Consider the following 17,906-nt stretch of genomic DNA (forward strand, 5'->3'; position numbering starts at 1 on the left):
ATATGGATCTTGTCTTTCGCCCTGCCACAACCGATGACTTGCCCGCCCTGCTGCAACTGGAGGAGCACTGTTTCACCAGCGACCGCCTGACTGCGCGCAGCTTCCACTGGATGATCAATCGCGCCCATGCCCGGCTGATCGTCGCCCAGCAGGCCGACGCTCGGCTGGCCGGCTATGCGCTGCTGCTGTTCCATCGCGGGACGTCCCTGGCACGCCTGTACTCCATCGCCATCGCGCCCCACGCCCGCGGCATCGGCCTGGGCAGGCAACTGCTGCAGCGCAGCGAAGCCTGCGCCCTGGACCACGATTGCGCCTACCTGCGACTGGAGGTCCGCACCGACAACGGCGCGGCGATCGCCCTGTACGAGCACAACGGCTATCGCCGTTTCGGCCTGATCAACGACTACTACGAAGACCACGCCGATGCCCTGCGCCTGGAAAAGCGCATCCTGCACCATCCGGCCAGGCGCGAGGCCCAGGTGCCCTACTACGCCCAGACCACCGAGTTCACCTGCGGCCCGGCCTGCCTGTTGATGGCGATGGCGGCCCTGCAGCCCGAACGCCCGGCCACTCGGCGCGAGGAGGTACAGCTCTGGCGCGAGGCGACCACCGTCTTCATGACCTCCGGCCACGGCGGCTGCAGCCCCCAGGGCCTGGCGCTGGCGGCCTGGCGGCGCGGTTTCGCGGTACGCCTGCAAGTGAGCATCGATGGCCCCCTGCTGCTCGACGGCGTGCGCAATGCGCATAAAAAAGCCGTCATGCGCCTGGTGCATGACGGCTTTGAAGAGGAACTGCGAGCGACCGATGTCGAACAGGTGCTCGCTGGCACCCTGGACCTGCCCCGCCTGCTGGCGGCCGGCGGCAAGCCACTGGTGTTGATCAGCAGCTACCGCCTGACCCGCTCCAAGGCACCGCACTGGGTGATCGTCACCGACTGCGACGAGGAGTTCGTCTACCTGCATGACCCGGATGTCGACCACAGCCAGCATCGCCAGCCGCTGGACTGCCAGCACCTGCCGGTCAGCCACGGCGAGTTCGACAAGATGAGCGCCTTCGGCCACCGCAAGCTGCGGGCCGCGGTGATCCTCTACTCCAGGCCCACCCTGTAGAGTGCGCCGTCATCGGCATCGGTCAGTACATACAAATAGCCGTCCGGCCCCTGGCGGACATCGCGTATGCGCGACTTCAACCCACTCAACAGGCGCTCCTCATGCACCACCTGGTCGCCATCGAACTGCAGGCGGATCAGTTCCTCGGCGGCCAGCGCGCCGATGAACAGGTTGTGCTGCCATTTCGGGAAACGGTCGCCGTCATAGAAAGCCATGCCGCTCAGGCCCGGGGATTTTTCCCAGACATGATGGGGAGGCACGGTGCCCTTGACCGTCTTGCCCTGGGCCTCGGGAATGGGCTGGAGCGAGTAGTTGATGCCATGGGTCGCCAGCGGCCAGCCGTAGTTCTTGCCGCGCTCGATGATATTGATCTCGTCGCCGCCACGGGGCCCGTGCTCATGGGTCCACAGGGTACCGGTCCAGGGATTGAGGGCGGCGCCCTGCTGGTTGCGGTGGCCGAAGGACCAGATCTCGGGGCGTACCCCCTGCTGGCCGACGAAGGGGTTGTCGTCGGGCACCCGGCCATCGGGGAAGATCCGCACTACCTTGCCCTGCAGCTTGTCCAGGTCCTGGGCGGTCGAGCGCTGGTTGTTTTCGCCGAGGGCGATGAACAGGTAGCCATCACGGTCGAACACCAGGCGCGAACCGAAGTGGTTGCCCTCCGAAAGCTTGGGCTCCTGGCGGAAGATCACCTTGAAGTCGACCAGTTGCTTCAGATCCGCCGACAGCCGCCCACGCCCGACCGCCGTGCCGGCCTTCCCGCCTGCGCCGCCGCCTTCGGCATAGGACAGATAGACCAGGCGATCCTCCTTGAACGACGGCGACAGCACCACGTCCAGCAAGCCCCCCTGGCCCTTGGCCCAAACCTCGGGAACGCCGCCCAACGGCGCCGAGAGCTTGCCGTCGGGGCTCACGACCCGCAGCCGCCCCGGACGTTCGGTGACCAGCATGCCCTGCTTGTCCGGCAGGAAGGCCAGCGCCCAGGGATGCTCCAGGCCGCCAACGATCTGCGTGGCAGTGACCGGCCCCAGCTCGGAGTCGACCGTCTGCGCCGCCAGGGCCGGCTGCAGCGGCAGGCTCAGCAAGGCGCCGGCGCAAAGCGCGGCTATCAGATTTTTTCGCAACATGGACAGTTCCTTACGGGGATAAAGAAGGGCCACGGCAACGTTCAACGCTGCGTGTTCGGAGTGCGGGTACCCGGCTGGATCGGCACCGCCATCGGTGCCTGCTGCTGGCGTGGGTAGCCGTTGCCGATCGCGCCGTTCTCGATGGTCGAGGGACGCGGCGTCGGCAGCGTGTTGGGCCCGCGCAGGGGCGGCGTGCCGGGTTCGGAGCCCTGGCGGCTGTTGGGGTTGGCGCGCCGGATCGGGCTGTTGTAGGGGTTGTCGCTGTTGGGCAGGTTCTGCGCCAGTTGCAGCGCGGCGGGCCGGCCGCCGTCCAGGGACGCCGCAACGGCGGGAATGGCGACGGTCAGCAGGCCGGCTGCCAACCAGGGTGCCAGGCCGATTACCACTCTGTTCATGACGCCTCTCCTGATGCGATAGATCATTCCCTTGATTGGATAGCACCCAGGCCCGCAGGTTCGAACCTGAGGGAAATTTCATATGACAGAATGCTTCAGCGCCGCGCCCGGCGTCCCTTCGGCGAAAGCCACAGGCCACCCCGGGGTGGGTGGAACTGGACGGGTAGCGCAACGCTCTCGTCGGCTCCCGAGCGCCTCCAGGCCCCCGGGAGCCTCGCCGGTTGCTACTGATTGGCGGGTTGACGCACCCTGTGCATTGGCAGCGATACCGCATAGGCCATCGCTTCTTCCCGGGTCTGGAACGAACCGAGTCGATCGGTCCCGGTGCACACCTTCCAGGGGCCACCGCCAACGCGGATCACATCATAGCCGTTGACATGCGTCTTCAAGAGCTGGGAAACGCTCATGGTCACCTCCTTTTCACGTCCAAAGATCCAAGGCGTTGCCCCGCCACCATACACCCGCCTGGCGCCAACGGCCCCTCCGTATGTCGGGCGCCGGACGGGGGTTGTATTGGAACGATAAGTCCAGCACGATGATGGCGTTTAGACATTTATCGCCGCGAGCAGGCAGGAACCGCCGTTGGGGATGATGAAATCATCAGCACCCCTGCCTCGTGGAGACGCCCTCATGAACAACCGCCCGCTGCAACCCCACCAATACCTGTGCGCGGAGGAACGGGCGGCCATCGCGGAGATCGAGGCGACCACCAGCATCCTGCGGCTGGTCACCCGCGTCACCCAGATGCGCTTCGCCGCCATCGCCAAGTTCACGGACACCGAATGGATCACCTGCTCCGTATACGATCCGACCAACCTGGGCATCGAACTCGGTGAAAGCGCCCTGGTGGAAACCACCATCTGCAACGAATTCAAGCTGAATCCGCAGGCGCTGCTGGTGCCCGAAATCAGCAAGCACGAGCGTTTCGCGATCAGGCCGATCGTGAAGCGGTTCGAGCTGGAAAGCTACGCAGGCGTGCCGATCTTCCTGCCCGATGGCCGAATGTACGGCGCCTTGTGCGCCCTGGACTCCACGGCGGTGCCCCTCGAGGACCCCGATGTCGGCGAGACGCTGGGACTGTTCGCGCGCCTGGTGGGCTGCATCTTCTTCTCCAACCTGGTCGAGCCGGGCGCAACGCCGTCCGGATGACGTTCAGGCGCAGACCGGCGTACAACTGTCATCGCACCTATGCGACAATAGGCGCAATGTCCGGTCTCAACCCCCGCATTCATCGCCCAACCATTGGGCCACAGCCTGCAGATGCTGCTGTCGCCCCATGCCTGTTGGTCCAACTCAAGCTCCGACTGGAGCGGGCTGGAAAGACTCAAGATTGGTATCGAGTCGGTATCGGCTGAACGATCCAGCTGCGCAAGCTATTGATAGGTAAGTATTTTGATCTCCACAGCTAACATCACCATGCAATTCGGCCCCAAGCCGCTGTTCGAGAACGTTTCGGTCAAGTTCGGCAGCGGCAACCGCTACGGTCTGATCGGCGCCAACGGCTGCGGCAAGTCGACCTTCATGAAGATCCTCGGCGGCGACCTCGAACCGTCCAGCGGCCAGGTCATGCTGGAGCCCAACGTGCGCCTGGGTAAACTGCGCCAGGACCAGTTCGCCTACGAGGAATTCACCGTGATCGACACGGTGATCATGGGCCACGAGGAGCTGTGGAAGGTCAAGGCCGAGCGCGATCGCATCTACTCGCTGCCGGAGATGACCGAAGCTGACGGCATGGCCGTCGCCGAGCTGGAAACCGAATTCGCCGAAATGGACGGCTACACCGCCGAATCCCGCGCCGGCGAACTGCTGATGGGCCTGGGCATCCCCCTGGAACAGCACTTCGGCCCGATGAGCGAAGTCGCTCCCGGCTGGAAGCTGCGGGTGCTGCTGGCCCAGGCGCTGTTCTCCGATCCGGAAGTGCTGTTGCTCGACGAACCGACCAACCACCTGGACATCAACACCATCCGCTGGCTGGAAAACATCCTGACCCAGCGTAACAGCCTGATGATCATCATTTCCCACGACCGGCACTTCCTGAACAGCGTCTGCACCCACATGGCCGACCTGGACTACGGCGAGCTGCGCCTGTTCCCGGGCAACTACGACGAATACATGACTGCCGCGACCCAGTCCCGCGAGCAGTTGCTGGCCGACAACGCCAAGAAGAAAGCCCAGATCGCCGAGCTGCAGACCTTCGTCAGCCGCTTCTCGGCCAACGCCTCGAAGGCCAAGCAGGCCACTTCCCGGGCCAAGCAGATCGACAAGATCCAGCTGGCCGAGGTCAAGCCCTCGAGCCGCGTCAGCCCGTTCATCCGCTTCGAACAGACCAAGAAGCTGCATCGCCAGGCGGTCACCGTCGAGCGCATGGCCAAGGGCTTTGACGGTACCACGCTGTTCAAGGACTTCAGCTTCACCGTCGAAGCCGGCGAGCGCGTGGCGATCATCGGCCCGAACGGTATCGGCAAGACCACCCTGCTGCGCACGCTGATGGGCGAACTGACCCCGGATGCCGGCAGCGTGAAGTGGACCGAATCGGCCGAACTGGGCTACTACGCCCAGGACCACGCCCATGACTTCGAAGACGACGTCACCCTGTTCGACTGGATGAGCCAGTGGACCCAGGGCGGCGAGCAACTGGTACGCGGCACCCTGGGCCGCATGCTGTTCTCCAACGACGAGATCCTCAAGTCGGTCAAGGTCATCTCCGGGGGTGAACAGGGCCGTATGCTGTTCGGCAAGCTGATCCTGCAAAAGCCCAACGTGCTGGTGATGGACGAACCGACCAACCACCTGGACATGGAATCGATCGAGGCGCTCAACCTGGCGCTGGAAAACTACCCGGGCACGCTGATCTTCGTCAGCCACGACCGCGAGTTCGTCTCGTCCCTGGCTACGCGCATCATCGAGCTGAGCCCGAATGGCGTGACCGACTTCAGCGGCACCTACGACGACTACCTGCGCAGCCAGGGCGTGCTGTTCTAAGAGGCTCCCGACCGCTGCCATGCTCCCCGTGGCAGCGGTTATGCACCGATGAGTCAAAGGCCGTTGGCCGCCCAATCGCGGTTAGGCCGCCGCAAAATTAGTTAGCCTGCTTTCATTTATCCCGGCATGCCGCCATGATGGAGTTCTCCAACCGCCCGCCCGCGAACGAGCCTCCATGTCAGCCCAGCAACCGCCCCGCCAGCCCGGCAACCTGACCGTCACCCTGCAAATCGTCTCCATCGTCTTCTACACCTTCGTCGCCTTCCTCTGCATCGGCCTGCCGATCGCGGTATTGCCCGGCTATGTGCATGAACAGCTGGGGTTCAGTGCGGTGATCGCCGGCCTGACCATCGGCTCGCAGTACCTGGCTACCCTGCTCAGCCGCCCCATGGCCGGACGCATGGCCGACAGCGTCGGGACCAAGCGCGCGATCATCTACGGACTGGTGGGCATCTGCCTGAGCGGCGGACTGACCCTGCTGTCGACGCTGATCCAGCAGTGGCCCCTGGCGAGCCTGGGCGCCTGCTGCTCGGCACAGCCCAGGGCCTGATCGGCGTCGGCACCATCAGTTGGGGGATCGGCCAGGTCGGCGCCGACCAGACCGCGCGGGTGATTTCCTGGAACGGCATCGCCTCCTACGGCGCCATCGCCATCGGTGCGCCACTGGGGGTACTGATGGTCGCCGACTACGGTTTCGCCAGCCTCGGCATCGCCCTGTCGGCCCTGGCCGCCGGCGCCCTGCTGCTGATCCGCAACAAGCCCTCGGTACCGGTGATCCGCGGTGAACGCCTGCCGTTCCGGGCGGTGTTCGGCCGCATCGCCCCCTACGGCACCAGCCTGACCCTGGCGTCGATCGGCTACGGCACCCTTACCACCTTCATCACCCTGTTCTACCTCAGCCGCGGCTGGACCGGCGCCGCCTACTGCCTGACCGTATTCGGCAGTTGCTTCATCCTTGCGCGGCTGTTCTTCATCGGCAGCATCAACCGATTCGGCGGTTTCAAGGTGGCCATCGCCTGCATGAGCATCGAAACCCTCGGCCTGGTGCTGCTCTGGCTGTCACCCTCCACCGGCTTCGCGCTGGCCGGCGCGGGCCTGGCGGGGTTCGGCTTGTCTCTGGTGTACCCGGCCATCGGCGTCGAAGCCATCCGCCAGGTGCCCACCAGCAGCCGCGGCGCGGGGTTGAGTGCCTATGCGGTGTTTTTCGACCTGGCGCTGGCGATCGCCGGCCCGCTCATGGGCGCGGTCGCGTTGAACCTGGGATATGCGTGGATCTTCTGCTGTGCGGCGCTGCTGTCGATCATCGGCCTGTCGGTCACCGTGCTGCTGGCACGGCGCCCGACAGCCGGATGAGTCACTGATCGGCGGTCTGCATGCCGGCGCGGTTCGGCACGCTCAGGGTCTTGCTGAAGAAGCGCCCGGCCTCGGAGATCAGATCGCGGTGGATATCCGCCCGGTTGACACCTTCGGGGTCGGTACACAATCCCGGCGTGGCGTGCAGCTGTTCCTCGCTGCAGGGCGCCATGAACACGAAGTGTCCTGCCCCGGCGATCAGCTTGAACTGCGGCGCCACCGGCAGCTTGCGCGCCAGGGCCGCGGCGTTCTTGTCGGGGAACACCAGCTTGTCGCCATCGCCGCTGTACATCAGCACCGGCACGTGCACGTCGGCCAGCGTGTGCCGGCCGAACATCAGGCCCAGTGGCGCCATCAGCATCAGCGCATGGACCCGTGGGTCGGCCACCGGCTGCAGGTCATCGCGGTCGACGATCAGTTCGCCCTTGGTGGTGCAGGCGTCCTTGTCGTCCGGAAACTCCTGGCAGTAGCGCCGCAGGCGATCGAGGTTCGGCTGTGCGCCGGAGAGGATCAGGGCGGTCTCGCCGCCGGCGGAATAGCCGATCACCCCGACCTGATCGGCCTCCACGAACGGCGACAGCATCGGGTCGCCGAGGGTGGCGGTGATCGCCTCGGAAATCTGCATCGGCCGGCCGTAGAGGTTGCTCAAGGTACCCAGCCGGCTGTGGTCCTTGTAGTTGTCGCCGGGGTGCAGCACCGCGACCACGACGAAGCCCTTGCGGGCCAGCGAGGTTGCCAGGTCATGCAGGGCCAGCGGCGTGCCGGTGTTGCCGTGGGATAGCATCAACAGTGGATAGCGGCCAATGGCGATCCGCGAGTCCTCGCTGGCCTGGATGGTGTAGCCGCCGATCTTGCTCCACTGCTCACGGCCGGTGGAGGGGTAGAAGACAATCGCCTTCATCGGCTGCAGATCCAGCGGATCGAGAAACGTCAGACGATGAAAACCCACGCTCCAATGAGCCGCGGGAGCCGCCTGCACCGTCGTGAAGCCTGTGGCCAGGCAAATCAGCAATACTGCACAAAGACGCATCATCGGGATGCCCACCTTTGTCGAGTCACTACACACCAAAATCTCTGTCATTCCTTGAAACTGAAGCACTGCACCGGGCTTCGACCGACTCTTCGCAGTTTTCCAGAGCGCCTGTGCGGATGGTTTTTGCACAAGATGGGCCAAACCTGCGCAGACAACGCAAAAAACTCCGTACCCGATCATTCATCATGATCAGAGTACAGAGTTTAGTGTTTGTTACCGGAAGTTTCTTGCGCGTTTACAAAAGCTTTACGCGGCGGCGAACAGGGTGTCGTTTATCCGCGCCTGGGCGTCGCTCATGGCCTTGGTGCGCACTTCTTCACCGTAGCCCAGACCGTGGGCGCGAACGAACTCGATGTCGGTGATGCCGAGGAAGCCGAACAGTACTTTCAGGTAGTCTTCATGGCCTACACCGGTCGGCAGGCCCACATGCAGGCCACCGGAAGTCGAGACGATCACTACCTTCTTGCCACCGGCCAGGCCTTCAGGGCCGTTTTCGGTGTAGCGGAAGGTCTTGCCGGCCACGGCGATGCGGTCGATCCAGGCCTTGAGCTGGGTCGGCACGCTGAAGTTGTACATCGGCGCGGCAATGACGATGGCGTCCGCGGCCAGGAACTCTTCCAGGGTCGAAGCGCTCAGTTCGGCTTCGTGGCGCTGGGCCGCATCGCGCAGTTCGGCAGCAGTGCCGCCGGCAGCCAGGGTCAGGCTGGAGAAGTGGCTGATGGCATCGGCGGCCAGGTCACGGTAGGTCACCACGCTCGAAGGCTCGGCGGCCTGCCAGGCCTTGACCACGCTTTGGCTCAGTTGGCGCGAAGCCGAGTTGTCACCCAGGATGCTGGAATCGATGTGCAAGAGTTTCATGCGGGATCTCCAAGTGAGGATCGCCACTTGGCGATCGAGTTGGAATAATCCTACTTGCGAAGCCAATAAATGATTAGCCGCTCAAAATGCGATAGATTGTCCTACCCATAGAACGACCGGAACTTCACACCATGCAAGACCTCAACGATCTCTACTACTTCGCCAAGGTCGTGGAAGCCGGTGGTTTCGCCGCCGCCGGGCGCCTGCTGGGGATTCCCAAGTCCCGGCTGTCGCGGCGGATCGCCGAACTGGAAGAGCGCCTGGGCGCCCGCCTGCTGCAGCGCACCACCCGACAGTTGAAGCTGACCGCGGTGGGCGAACGTTACCTGCGCCATTGTCAGGCCATGCTGCTGGAGGCGGAGATGGCCGACGAGGCCGTGGCCAGCATGTCCAGCGAACCTCGTGGACGGCTGCGGGTGTCGTGCCCGATCGGCCTGGCCCAGGTGTTCATGCCCCGGGTGATTGCCAGCTTCCTGGCGGCGCACCCGCTGGTGCAACTGGAGGTGGTGATGGTCAACCGTCGGGTCGATCTGGTCACCGAAGGCATCGACGTCGCTCTGCGGGTTCGTGAACATGGCGACGAGGACCCGTCGCTGGTCACGCGGCGACTACGCCAGGCCCAGACCTTCATGCTCGCCACCCCGGCCTTTCTGCAGCAGCACCCGATCGACAGCGTCGACGACCTGCTGAACGCCCCCGCCCTCGGCGCCCTGGAGGCCGACCGCCAGGTCCATCTCAGCCTGCTGGACGAACGCGGGCAGAAGCGCGAGCTGGCGCTCGAAGCCCGGCTGGGCGTGGACGACTTCATTGTCCGCAAGGCCTGCGCCCTCGCCGGCCTGGGCTTCACCGTGCTGCCCATGCTCTACTGCGAGGAAGAACTGGCCAATGGTACCTTCGTGCGCATCCTGCCCGAATGGTCACTGCCGGGCGGCTGGCTGCAGGCGGTCTACCCGCACCGTCGCGGGCTGCTGCCGGCCGTACGGGCGTGGATCGACCACCTGGCCGAAGCCTTCAGGGAATGTGGAGACAGAGCACTATGAAAGGAGCCAGCATGAACCAGGAGGCCGTCGCGCGCTTCTGCCTCGACCTGCCCGGCGCACGGGAAGACTACAAATGGGGCGGCGTCAGGGTGTTCTCGATCGCCGAGACCAAGATGTTCGCGCTGCTCAACCTGAGTGGCGACACACTGTCGCTCAAGGTCGGCAAGGAACTGTTCCTCGGCTATGTCGACCGCCCCGGAATCCGTCCCGCGCCTTATCTGGCGCGAGCGTTCTGGATCAGCATGAACGCGCCCTACCCGCTGGGCGCCGAGGAACTGCAGGAGCTGCTGCGCCGTTCCCACCAACTGGTGGTCGCCAAGCTGCCCAAGCGCAGTCAGGTCGGCCTGCTGCTGTAGCGCTACCCTACAGAAAGGACAGATGCGCCAGGGTGGCGTCGAAAAACAGCCGATCGATCCAGAAAACCTGGTGCAGCAACACGATCAGCCAGAACACCACCTGGAACGACAGCTTGCGGGTTTTGTGCCGGAACGCCTGCTGGGCGATCAGTGCCCCCGGCCAGCCGCCCAGCAGCTCGACGCCATGCAGAACCTTCTCCGGTATGCGCCAGGCGTCATTGCGCGCCTTGCGCTTGTCGTTCCAGTACAGAACGAACGCCAACAGGCTGGCGCTGCCGTAGAGCCACAGCGGCCAACTCGTCCCGCTGCCCAGCCACAGGCGCAGCGCGCCGAAACCGGGCAAGACGCAGAGCAGCAGCCCCAGCAGCACCTTGAGCTTGAGCTGGCGGACCCGGCCCGTGGGCGCTGGCCGGCCATTGCCGGGAGTGTTCGGCTTGCTCATCCCTTGGTCGACCAGTCGACCCAACCGAACTGCCAGGTGGCCAGGATCACCAGGCCGAAGACGATCCGATACCAGGCAAACGCCGCGTAGCTGTGGCTGGCGATGAACTTCAGCAGGCCGCGCACGGCGATCATGGCGAACACGAAGGAAGTGACGAAGCCCACCGCGAACACCGGCAGGTCGGCCATCTGGAACTGATGGCGGAAACCATAACCGGAGTACACCGCGGCGGCGACCATGGTCGGCATGGCCAGGAAGAACGAGAACTCGGTGGCGGTCTTGCGCGACAGGCCGAACAGCAGGCCGCCGATGATGGTCGCACCGGAGCGGGAGGTTCCCGGAATCATCGCCAGGCACTGGGCGAAGCCGACTTTCAGGGCGTCCTGCCAGCGGATCTCATCCACCGTTTCGGCATGCACCGTGTGCTCGCGCCGCTCGGCCCAGAGGATGACCACACCACCCACCACCAGCGCCGAGGCCACGGTGATCGGGTTGAACAGGTAAGTGGCGATCACTTCCTTGAACAACACCCCGAGAATCACCGCCGGCATGAACGCCACCAGCAGGTTGAGGGTGAAACGCTGGGCACTGCGCTCCCTGGGCAGGTCGCGGACCACGGTGAAGACCTTCTGGCGAAACTCCCAGACCACCGCGAGGATCGCGGCCAACTGAATGATGATGTTGAAGGCGATTGCCCGTTCACCGCCAAAACCCAGCAGATCGGCCACGATGATCTGGTGGCCGGTGCTGGAAATCGGCAGGAATTCCGTCAGGCCCTCGACAATCCCCAGTATCAACGCCTGTGCGGCGGTCCAAAAATCCATCATTCCCCCTCAAGGCCCGCTCCCGCAGGCCCTACAAAAATCGAAAAGCGTGATTCGCCATCTCGGCGATCCACTGGCAAGCCTGCTGCGCAGTTCGTCGGCAAACCGTGAAAAATGCCTGAAAAATCAAACAGCAACTCAGGTTTGTCGAGATTGGGCCGAAATCCTATCAGACATGCCTGTTTATCGCTGCCTCGATAGTAGCCATAAGCATAGTGGGCACTGTGGGCTAAACCTGCTGGTATAAGCTGCATGACAGCAGGACAACAAGAAAAAAAGGAACGGTGGTCTTATGAATAGCTTGCGCAGTGTGTCGATCAGCCGACGCTTGTGGCTCATCCTGGTCCTGGCGGTAGCCATGCTGCTGACCCAGGGCCTGCTGATGCTCAAGCAGACCCATGACAACCTTTACCAGGCCAAGGCCCTGAAAACCCAGCACGTGGTCCAGACCGCCAGCGGCATCCTCGCCTACTACCAGGGGCTGGAAACCGCCGGCACCCTCAGCCGCGATGCCGCGCAGAAACAGGCGCTGAGCGTCATACGCGGGCTGCGTTACGACCAGAACGACTATTTCTGGATCAACGACCTGCGCCCGGTCATGGTCATGCACCCGGCCAACCCCAAGCTCGAGGGCCAGGACCTGTCCGGCATCAAGGACCCCGATGGCTATGCGCTGTTCAACGAGATGGTGATTCTGGCCAAGGCCAAGGGCCGCGGCATGATCGACTACCGCTGGCCGAAGCCGGGCGCCAGCGCTCCGGTGCAGAAAACCTCCTATGTGCAGTTGTTCGAGCCCTGGGGCTGGATCATCGGCTCAGGCGTGTACATCGACGATGTGCAGGCCGAGTTCTACGAGCAGGTGCGCAATGCCTCGCTGGTCGGCCTGGCGATTGCCGTGCTGGTGAGCGTGCTGGTCCTGCTGATCGGCCGCAGCATCGTCCATCCGCTGCGGGAAACGGTCCAGGCCATGGCCAACATCGCCAGCGGCGAAAGCGACCTGACCCGCACCCTCGATACCCACGGCCAGGACGAAGTGACCGAACTGGCCCGCCACTTCAACGCCTTCACCAGCAAGCTGCGTGGCGTGGTCAGCCAGTTGCAGGTTTCGGCCAGTGAACTCGGCCAATCCTCCAGCGACCTGGGTAACAGCGCCATCGAATCCCAGACCCGCAGTCAGCAGCAATCGCAGCAGATGGAAATGGTGGCCACGGCGATCAACGAGGTGACCTATGGCGTGCAGGATGTCGCCAAGAACGCCGAACAGGCCGCCAGCGAGGTGCGCGATGCCGAAGGCCAGGCCCGCCAGGGCCAGTTGAACATCGACAACAGCCTGCAGCAGATCGACCAGTTGTCCGCCACCATCGCCCAGGCGGTCGAGGTAATCCGCACCCTGGCGGCGGAAAGCACGCAGATCGGCAGTGTCCTGGAAGTGATCCGCGCCATCGCCGAGCAGACCAACCTGCTCGCCCTCAACGCCGCCATCGAGGCCGCAAGGGCCGGTGAACAGGGCCGCGGCTTCGCCGTGGTGGCCGACGAGGTGCGCTTGCTGGCCCAGCGTACGCAGAAATCCACGGCGGAGATCCAGGCGATGATCGAACGTCTGCAGAATCACTCCGAAGCGGCGGTGAAAGTCATCGGCGACAGCAGCCGTGTCTCGCAGCAGACCATCGAACTGGCCGGGCTGGCCGGCGAAAGCCTGAATGCCATCAGCCAGGCGTTGCGCAACCTCAATGGCCTCAATGCCTCGATTGCCAGCGCCACCCTGCAACAGGCCCACGTGGTCGAGGAGATCAACCAGAACGTCACCGAGGCGGCGGGCCTGTCCCACACCACTGCCCTGGCGGCCGAACAGTCGAGCACCGACAGCGACCGGCTCAAGGTGCTGAGCGAACAGCTCAACGGGTTGCTGCGCCAGTTCCGTATCTGACCACAGAGCCTGTTCGCGGATCAGTCCGGCCCCGACAATTTTGCGGCGCACACAAGACCAGTGCTCACCGCGATGCCTTGTGGGGCCGGCGTCCAGGCTTATCCGCGAACAGGTCGCGGGAGATAAGCGCAATCGCGCTGCGGCCCTCCCTTCTCCCTGCCACTCTGGGTACAATCCGCCCCTTTCCCTTCGATCCAGAGGTCTCCCATGTCCGGGCTTGAACTGTTCGCCGCCGCCCTCGGCGTGATCGCCGTCTGGCTGACGGTCAAACAGAATCCCTGGTGCTGGCCGATCGGCCTGGTCATGGTGCTGCTCTACAGCTGGATCTTCTTCGATGTGAAGCTCTACTCGGACATGCTGCTGCAGGTGGTCTACGCCATGCTGCAGCTCTATGGCTGGTGGCAATGGACCCGCGGCGGCATCGTGCACCAGGGCCGCGAGGTGTCCAGCCTTGGCCCGCAAGCCCTGCTGGGCGGCCTTGCCGTCGGTGCCTTGGGCAGCCTGCTGCTGGGCGCTGCCATGGCCACCTGGACCGACGCCGCACAACCCTGGCTCGATGCCGCACTGACCGCCTTCAGCCTGGTCGCACAGCTGTGGATGGCGCAGAAACGCATCCAGTGCTGGCCACTGTGGATCGCCGTCGATGTGATCTTCGTCGGCCTGTTCATCTACAAGGACCTGTACCTGACCGCCGCCCTCTATGGCCTGTTCACCCTGCTGGCCGTGCAGGGCTGGCGCGAATGGCGTACCGACCCGGCGTTGCAGGCATGAAGGTGGTGGTGCTGGCGGGCCCCGAATCCAGCGGCAAGAGCTGGCTCTGCGAGGCCCTGCAGGCACGCTTCGGCGGCCTGCTGGTGGGTGAATACGTGCGTCATTTCATCGAGCGGGAACAGCGCGACACCTGCCTGGCCGACATCCCCGCCATCGCCCGCGGCCAGTTGGCCTGGGAGGACGAGGCGCGGGCACGGCAGCCTTCGCTGCTGATTCTCGATACCCACCTGCTGAGCAACATCCTCTGGAGCCAGACCCTGTTCGGCGACTGCCCCGCCTGGCTCGAACCGGCCCTGCTCGCCCGGCATTACGACCTGCACCTGCTGCTCAGCCCCGACGGCGTCGAATGGACCGATGACGGTCAGCGCTGCCAGCCCGACCTAGAGGAACGCCGGGCGTTCTTCGAGGCCAGCCGGCAATGGCTGACCCGGCACCGGCAGACGGTCGAGGTGCTCGGCGGTGATTGGCAGCAAAGGCACCGCCAGGCCATGGGTGCGGTCGAGAAGCTGCTGGGACGCTGACTCCGGCCAACGCCGCAAAAGGCCCGGCCCCGCAGCCGCAGTGTCCACTCATGAAACACCCTGCACCGCCGCAAACGACCAGATTCAACAGCTTGGGGCCCTTGCACGGCCATGTGTCAAGCCACTGATACAGCTGTCTGAAAGCCCCATTCCACGGGGCTTTGCCACCTCTCCAGCGCTCTCCCGGCACGGACCTGTTTCAAAGCTGAAACAGGCAAACAACGTCACCTGCCCGACAACCCTGGCAACCCATTGATACAGAAGAAAAAACGAAAAGCGGCACAGCTTCTGCTCTTTCCTTCCCAACGCTGAACAGGGCCAGCGCACTGAAGAAGGAACACTGCCGTGGGGATGACAAGAACAGCTTTAACCCGCACCTTGCTGATCGGTTGCGCCATTGGCTCGCTGTTCAGCCTGACCGCCGAGGCCGGTGGCAACAACGGCGTGATCGTCCTCGAGCGCACCGTCCAACCGCAAATGTACGGCCGCCCGCCCCTGCAGCCTGATCCGAATCCGACCACGGTCAATGCCAACCCCTCTGCCCGTGTCATCTCGCTGACCAACGGCATGGAACTGAGCGACGGTGATATCGCCGGCATCAGCACCGGCGCAACCGTTAACCGTGTGATCACGGTCCATACCGAGCACATGCCCGGCCTGAGCAACCCCAACGGCCTGCCGGGCCTGTCCTCCGGACACGGTGGCGGCAGCGGTGCCAGCATCGCCAATACGGTCAATCGCGGGCTGTCGGCCGGCATGGGTGCCCTCAACGCCATCGGCAAGGGGCAATGAAATGAAGCACACCCTGCTTTTTCTCGCCCTGTTCAGCAGTTTCACCGCCTACGCCGACAGTGGCGTGACCGCCAATGACAATGCCGTGATCAACAACTCCGGCCAGCAGTACAAGGGCAGCCTCATGGTCAACCAGGCCGCCGGCGACCAGCAGCAACAGATCAACAGTCGTGCGATCGCCATCGGCACCGACGCCAGCGCATCGACCGCCCTGACCCAGAAGCTCAGAACCCCGGCCAGCACGGCGATCAACGCCAAGGCGGCCATCCAGGGCAACGCCTTCAGCAATGGCACCGGCATGGTGGGCGTCAACCAGTCCGCCGGCGCCAACAACCAGATGATCAACGCCGTGCGCATCAGCATCAGTGCTGCGCCGCAGAGCGTCGATGACAGCGCCCTGTCGCAACAGAACGTGGCGCTGTCACCCAACTCCGGTTCATCCGGCACCCCAGGCAGTCGCCAGGTCGTTACCAGCGACCAGGCCTTCACCGGCAGCCGGGGCGTGATTCAGGTGAACCAGAGCGCGGGGGTGGGGAACCGCATGGCCAACACCCTCAGTATCCGGGTCGCCGACTGACCCGAGCAGTGCAATTAGAAAGTACCAACACTTAACCAACTAATAAGCACGGAGATACATCATGAAACCTACAATGGCTCTCAAACCACTGGTGTTCGCACTGGCCGCAGTCATGGCAATGGCCGCCCAGGCAGGCGGCAACAACCACGGCCATGGTCACCATGGCCCCAAAGGTCCTGACCTCGGCACCCTGCTGCAGATCACCGCCGGCGCCGGCGCCGCCGTGATCGACACCCAGTACAGCCACAACAACGCCGTGATCAACCAGGGCACCAGGAACAACGCCAGTGCCAATGACTCGCTGAACGGCTCGAGCGGCAACATGGGCGCCAACGTTGCAGCCGGCGACGGCAACCAACAGGACAACGCCGCCGCACTGGCCACCGCCGACGAAAGTTTCATCTTCGGTACCGCCGTCTCGGCCAGCAGCGCCACCCAGACCAACACCAACAACGTCGTGCTCAACCAATCGACCCAGAACAATGCGTCGATGAACAACTCCGGCAACAATGGCTCCGGCAACATGGGCGTCAACATCACCGCCGGCAACTTCAACCAACAGAAAAACAACCTGGCCATCGCCGTCTCCGGTGGCCGCGTAGCCACCGCCGCCGCCGCCGCCAACCAGACCGAAAGCGGCCTGCTGGTGACCAACAGTGGCGTGCAAGCCTATGAGAAAGAAACCCTCAAGGGCACCATCGATCTCAAGGGCAGCTACAAGGGCACCGGCTCCGGCACGATCAAGGGTGACGACGATCATCATGGCCATGGCTACAAGGGTGGTCATGACAACGATGACCAGAAGTTCACCTTCAAGGAACAAGGCTCTGTTGAACTGGCCGGCTACTGGACCCAGCAAGTGCTCACTCCCAACGGCTGGAAAAACGTTGTCACCAACAACGCCAGCATGAACAACTCGGCCAACCACATGTCCGGCAACGCTGGCATCAACGTTTCGGCCGGGGTGGGCAACCAGCAAAGCAACTCGCTGTCCATCGCCGCCGGTTGCAAAGCCTGCATGTAGTCGCGACAGCAGAGAGCCCCGGAAACGGGGCTCTTTTTTCCGCACCTGAAGGCGTATCGACCATGCGTATTCTCGTCCTTGCCTTGCTGATCGGCCTTTGCGACCTGACCCAGGCCGCCACCATGGCGGTCCCCGGCCTGCCCGGCGCCAGCGTCTTCTACAAGAACGTACAGAGCATCCGCGAACGGCGTTTCGCCAACCTGGTCCAGCAGAAAACCGATTTCAGTTGCGGCGCCGCCGCCCTGGCCACGGTGCTGCGCCAGGCCTACTGGCTGGATGTCGACGAGGAGCAGGTGATCAAGGGCATGCTGACCACTTCCGATGCGGAGCTGGTCAAGACCCACGGTTTCTCCATGCTGGACATGAAGCGCTACGTCGAGAGCATCGGCATGCGCGCCCGCGGCTATCGCATACCCGCCGACAAGCTGACCAGTGTCAGCATTCCGGTGGTGGTGCTGATGGATATCCGCGGCTACAAGCATTTCGTGGTGATGCAGCGCGCGGACAAGGACTGGGTGTACATCGGCGACCCGGTGCTTGGCCACAAGCGCTACGCTGCCGCGGATTTCGCAAAGGGCTGGAATGGCATCGTGTTTGCCATCGTCGGCCCCGGCTATGACAAGACCAACGCTCTGCTGGCCCCGCCGGCCCCGCTCACGGCGAAAGACAAGCTGGATACCTTCAATCCGGTCAAAGACGCCGAGCTGATGGATTTCGGCTTTATCCAGAGCGATTTTTTCTGAAGTGCAGTAACGAGTAAGGGAGCAGGAAGCCC

The 17,906-nt window shown here is 63.9% G+C and carries 19 protein-coding genes and 2 pseudogenes; 14 read left to right on the forward strand and 7 right to left on the reverse strand.

Annotation, left to right across the window (positions count from 1 at the left end; translation table 11 throughout):
- Window positions 1-2: 2 nt before the first annotated feature.
- Window positions 3-1,109: a GNAT family N-acetyltransferase/peptidase C39 family protein gene (locus PF66_RS07300; protein ID WP_054059427.1), complete on the forward strand. Its 1,107-nt coding sequence runs from the start codon at window positions 3-5 to the stop codon at window positions 1,107-1,109.
- Here PF66_RS07300 and PF66_RS07305 read toward each other — a convergent pair.
- The 3 genes from PF66_RS07305 to PF66_RS07315 form a co-directional block, all read right to left on the reverse strand.
- Window positions 1,088-2,236 carry a PQQ-dependent sugar dehydrogenase gene (locus PF66_RS07305; protein WP_054062288.1) on the reverse strand — a complete coding sequence of 383 codons (1,149 nt, stop codon included), beginning with the start codon at window positions 2,234-2,236 and terminating at the stop codon, window positions 1,088-1,090. The genes PF66_RS07300 and PF66_RS07305 overlap by 22 nt on opposite strands.
- Window positions 2,237-2,277: 41 nt before the next feature.
- A complete protein-coding gene (locus PF66_RS07310; RefSeq protein WP_054062289.1) occupies window positions 2,278-2,631 on the reverse strand; it encodes a hypothetical protein in 354 nt (117 codons plus the stop codon).
- Window positions 2,632-2,855: 224 nt separating this feature from the next.
- Entirely contained in the window at window positions 2,856-3,038 is a 183-nt protein-coding gene (locus tag PF66_RS07315; RefSeq protein ID WP_054060094.1) for a hypothetical protein, read from the reverse strand.
- Window positions 3,039-3,261: 223 nt separating this feature from the next.
- Here PF66_RS07315 and PF66_RS07320 point away from each other — a divergent pair, with 223 nt between their 5' ends.
- From PF66_RS07320 to PF66_RS07330, 4 genes and pseudogenes are all read left to right on the forward strand, one after another.
- Window positions 3,262-3,780 (forward strand): GAF domain-containing protein, encoded by a 519-nt coding sequence (locus tag PF66_RS07320; protein WP_054062290.1) that lies wholly within the window; start codon window positions 3,262-3,264, stop codon window positions 3,778-3,780.
- 5 nt (window positions 3,781-3,785) lie between these two features.
- Window positions 3,786-4,011 (forward strand): annotated as a pseudogene (locus PF66_RS33365) (site-specific integrase); the annotation flags it as partial.
- A gap of 12 nt (window positions 4,012-4,023) precedes the next feature.
- Window positions 4,024-5,613 (forward strand): ABC-F family ATPase, encoded by a 1,590-nt coding sequence (locus PF66_RS07325; protein ID WP_081006056.1) that lies wholly within the window; start codon window positions 4,024-4,026, stop codon window positions 5,611-5,613.
- Between the two features lie 175 nt (window positions 5,614-5,788).
- A pseudogene (locus PF66_RS07330) lies at window positions 5,789-6,966 on the forward strand (MFS transporter).
- Between the two features lies 1 nt (window position 6,967).
- Here PF66_RS07330 and PF66_RS07335 read toward each other — a convergent pair.
- Window positions 6,968-7,999: an alpha/beta hydrolase family protein gene (locus PF66_RS07335; protein WP_054060119.1), complete on the reverse strand. Its 1,032-nt coding sequence runs from the start codon at window positions 7,997-7,999 to the stop codon at window positions 6,968-6,970.
- A 246-nt stretch (window positions 8,000-8,245) separates the two neighbouring features.
- Window positions 8,246-8,857, reverse strand: coding sequence for an FMN-dependent NADH-azoreductase (locus tag PF66_RS07340; protein ID WP_054060120.1), 612 nt, complete (start codon window positions 8,855-8,857; stop codon window positions 8,246-8,248).
- Window positions 8,858-8,988: 131 nt separating this feature from the next.
- On the opposite strand from PF66_RS07340, the gene PF66_RS07345 reads away from it, so the two are divergent.
- Both PF66_RS07345 and PF66_RS07350 read left to right on the forward strand, forming a co-directional pair.
- A complete protein-coding gene (locus tag PF66_RS07345) occupies window positions 8,989-9,897 on the forward strand; it encodes a LysR substrate-binding domain-containing protein (protein ID WP_054060121.1) in 909 nt (302 codons plus the stop codon).
- An 11-nt stretch (window positions 9,898-9,908) separates the two neighbouring features.
- Window positions 9,909-10,253 (forward strand): MmcQ/YjbR family DNA-binding protein, encoded by a 345-nt coding sequence (locus PF66_RS07350; RefSeq protein ID WP_054060122.1) that lies wholly within the window; start codon window positions 9,909-9,911, stop codon window positions 10,251-10,253.
- A gap of 7 nt (window positions 10,254-10,260) precedes the next feature.
- Here PF66_RS07350 and PF66_RS07355 read toward each other — a convergent pair whose 3' ends face one another.
- A complete protein-coding gene (locus PF66_RS07355) occupies window positions 10,261-10,695 on the reverse strand; it encodes a DUF1294 domain-containing protein (protein ID WP_054062291.1) in 435 nt (144 codons plus the stop codon).
- A complete protein-coding gene (locus PF66_RS07360) occupies window positions 10,692-11,519 on the reverse strand; it encodes an undecaprenyl-diphosphate phosphatase (RefSeq protein ID WP_054060138.1) in 828 nt (275 codons plus the stop codon). Before PF66_RS07360 ends, PF66_RS07355 begins: the two co-directional genes overlap by 4 nt.
- Before the next feature lie 292 nt (window positions 11,520-11,811).
- Between PF66_RS07360 and PF66_RS07365 the strand changes: the two genes are divergently transcribed.
- The 7 genes from PF66_RS07365 to PF66_RS07395 all read left to right on the forward strand — a co-directional run bounded on the left by PF66_RS07365 (window position 11,812) and on the right by PF66_RS07395 (window position 17,874).
- Window positions 11,812-13,446 carry a methyl-accepting chemotaxis protein gene (locus PF66_RS07365; protein WP_054060124.1) on the forward strand — a complete coding sequence of 545 codons (1,635 nt, stop codon included), beginning with the start codon at window positions 11,812-11,814 and terminating at the stop codon, window positions 13,444-13,446.
- Window positions 13,447-13,653: 207 nt separating this feature from the next.
- Window positions 13,654-14,217: a nicotinamide riboside transporter PnuC gene (pnuC, locus tag PF66_RS07370; RefSeq protein WP_054062292.1), complete on the forward strand. Its 564-nt coding sequence runs from the start codon at window positions 13,654-13,656 to the stop codon at window positions 14,215-14,217.
- Window positions 14,214-14,738: an AAA family ATPase gene (locus tag PF66_RS07375; protein ID WP_054062293.1), complete on the forward strand. Its 525-nt coding sequence runs from the start codon at window positions 14,214-14,216 to the stop codon at window positions 14,736-14,738. The genes pnuC and PF66_RS07375 overlap by 4 nt, the downstream gene beginning before the upstream one ends.
- 345 nt (window positions 14,739-15,083) lie before the next feature.
- Complete coding sequence (locus PF66_RS07380; RefSeq protein ID WP_416773268.1) at window positions 15,084-15,530, forward strand: hypothetical protein; 447 nt, start codon at window positions 15,084-15,086, stop codon at window positions 15,528-15,530.
- A 1-nt stretch (window position 15,531) separates the two neighbouring features.
- Entirely contained in the window at window positions 15,532-16,107 is a 576-nt protein-coding gene (locus tag PF66_RS07385) for a hypothetical protein (protein WP_054060128.1), read from the forward strand.
- A gap of 61 nt (window positions 16,108-16,168) precedes the next feature.
- The gene (locus PF66_RS07390) at window positions 16,169-17,131 is read left to right on the forward strand and encodes a hypothetical protein (RefSeq protein WP_054060129.1); all 963 of its coding nucleotides are present in this window, start codon (window positions 16,169-16,171) and stop codon (window positions 17,129-17,131) included.
- A 62-nt stretch (window positions 17,132-17,193) separates the two neighbouring features.
- Complete coding sequence (locus tag PF66_RS07395) at window positions 17,194-17,874, forward strand: C39 family peptidase (RefSeq protein WP_054060130.1); 681 nt, start codon at window positions 17,194-17,196, stop codon at window positions 17,872-17,874.
- Window positions 17,875-17,906: the final 32 nt, after the last annotated feature.

The sequence above is a fragment of the Pseudomonas asplenii genome, assembly GCF_001293465.1.
Taxonomy (GTDB): Bacteria; Pseudomonadota; Gammaproteobacteria; order Pseudomonadales; family Pseudomonadaceae; genus Aquipseudomonas; species Aquipseudomonas fuscovaginae_B.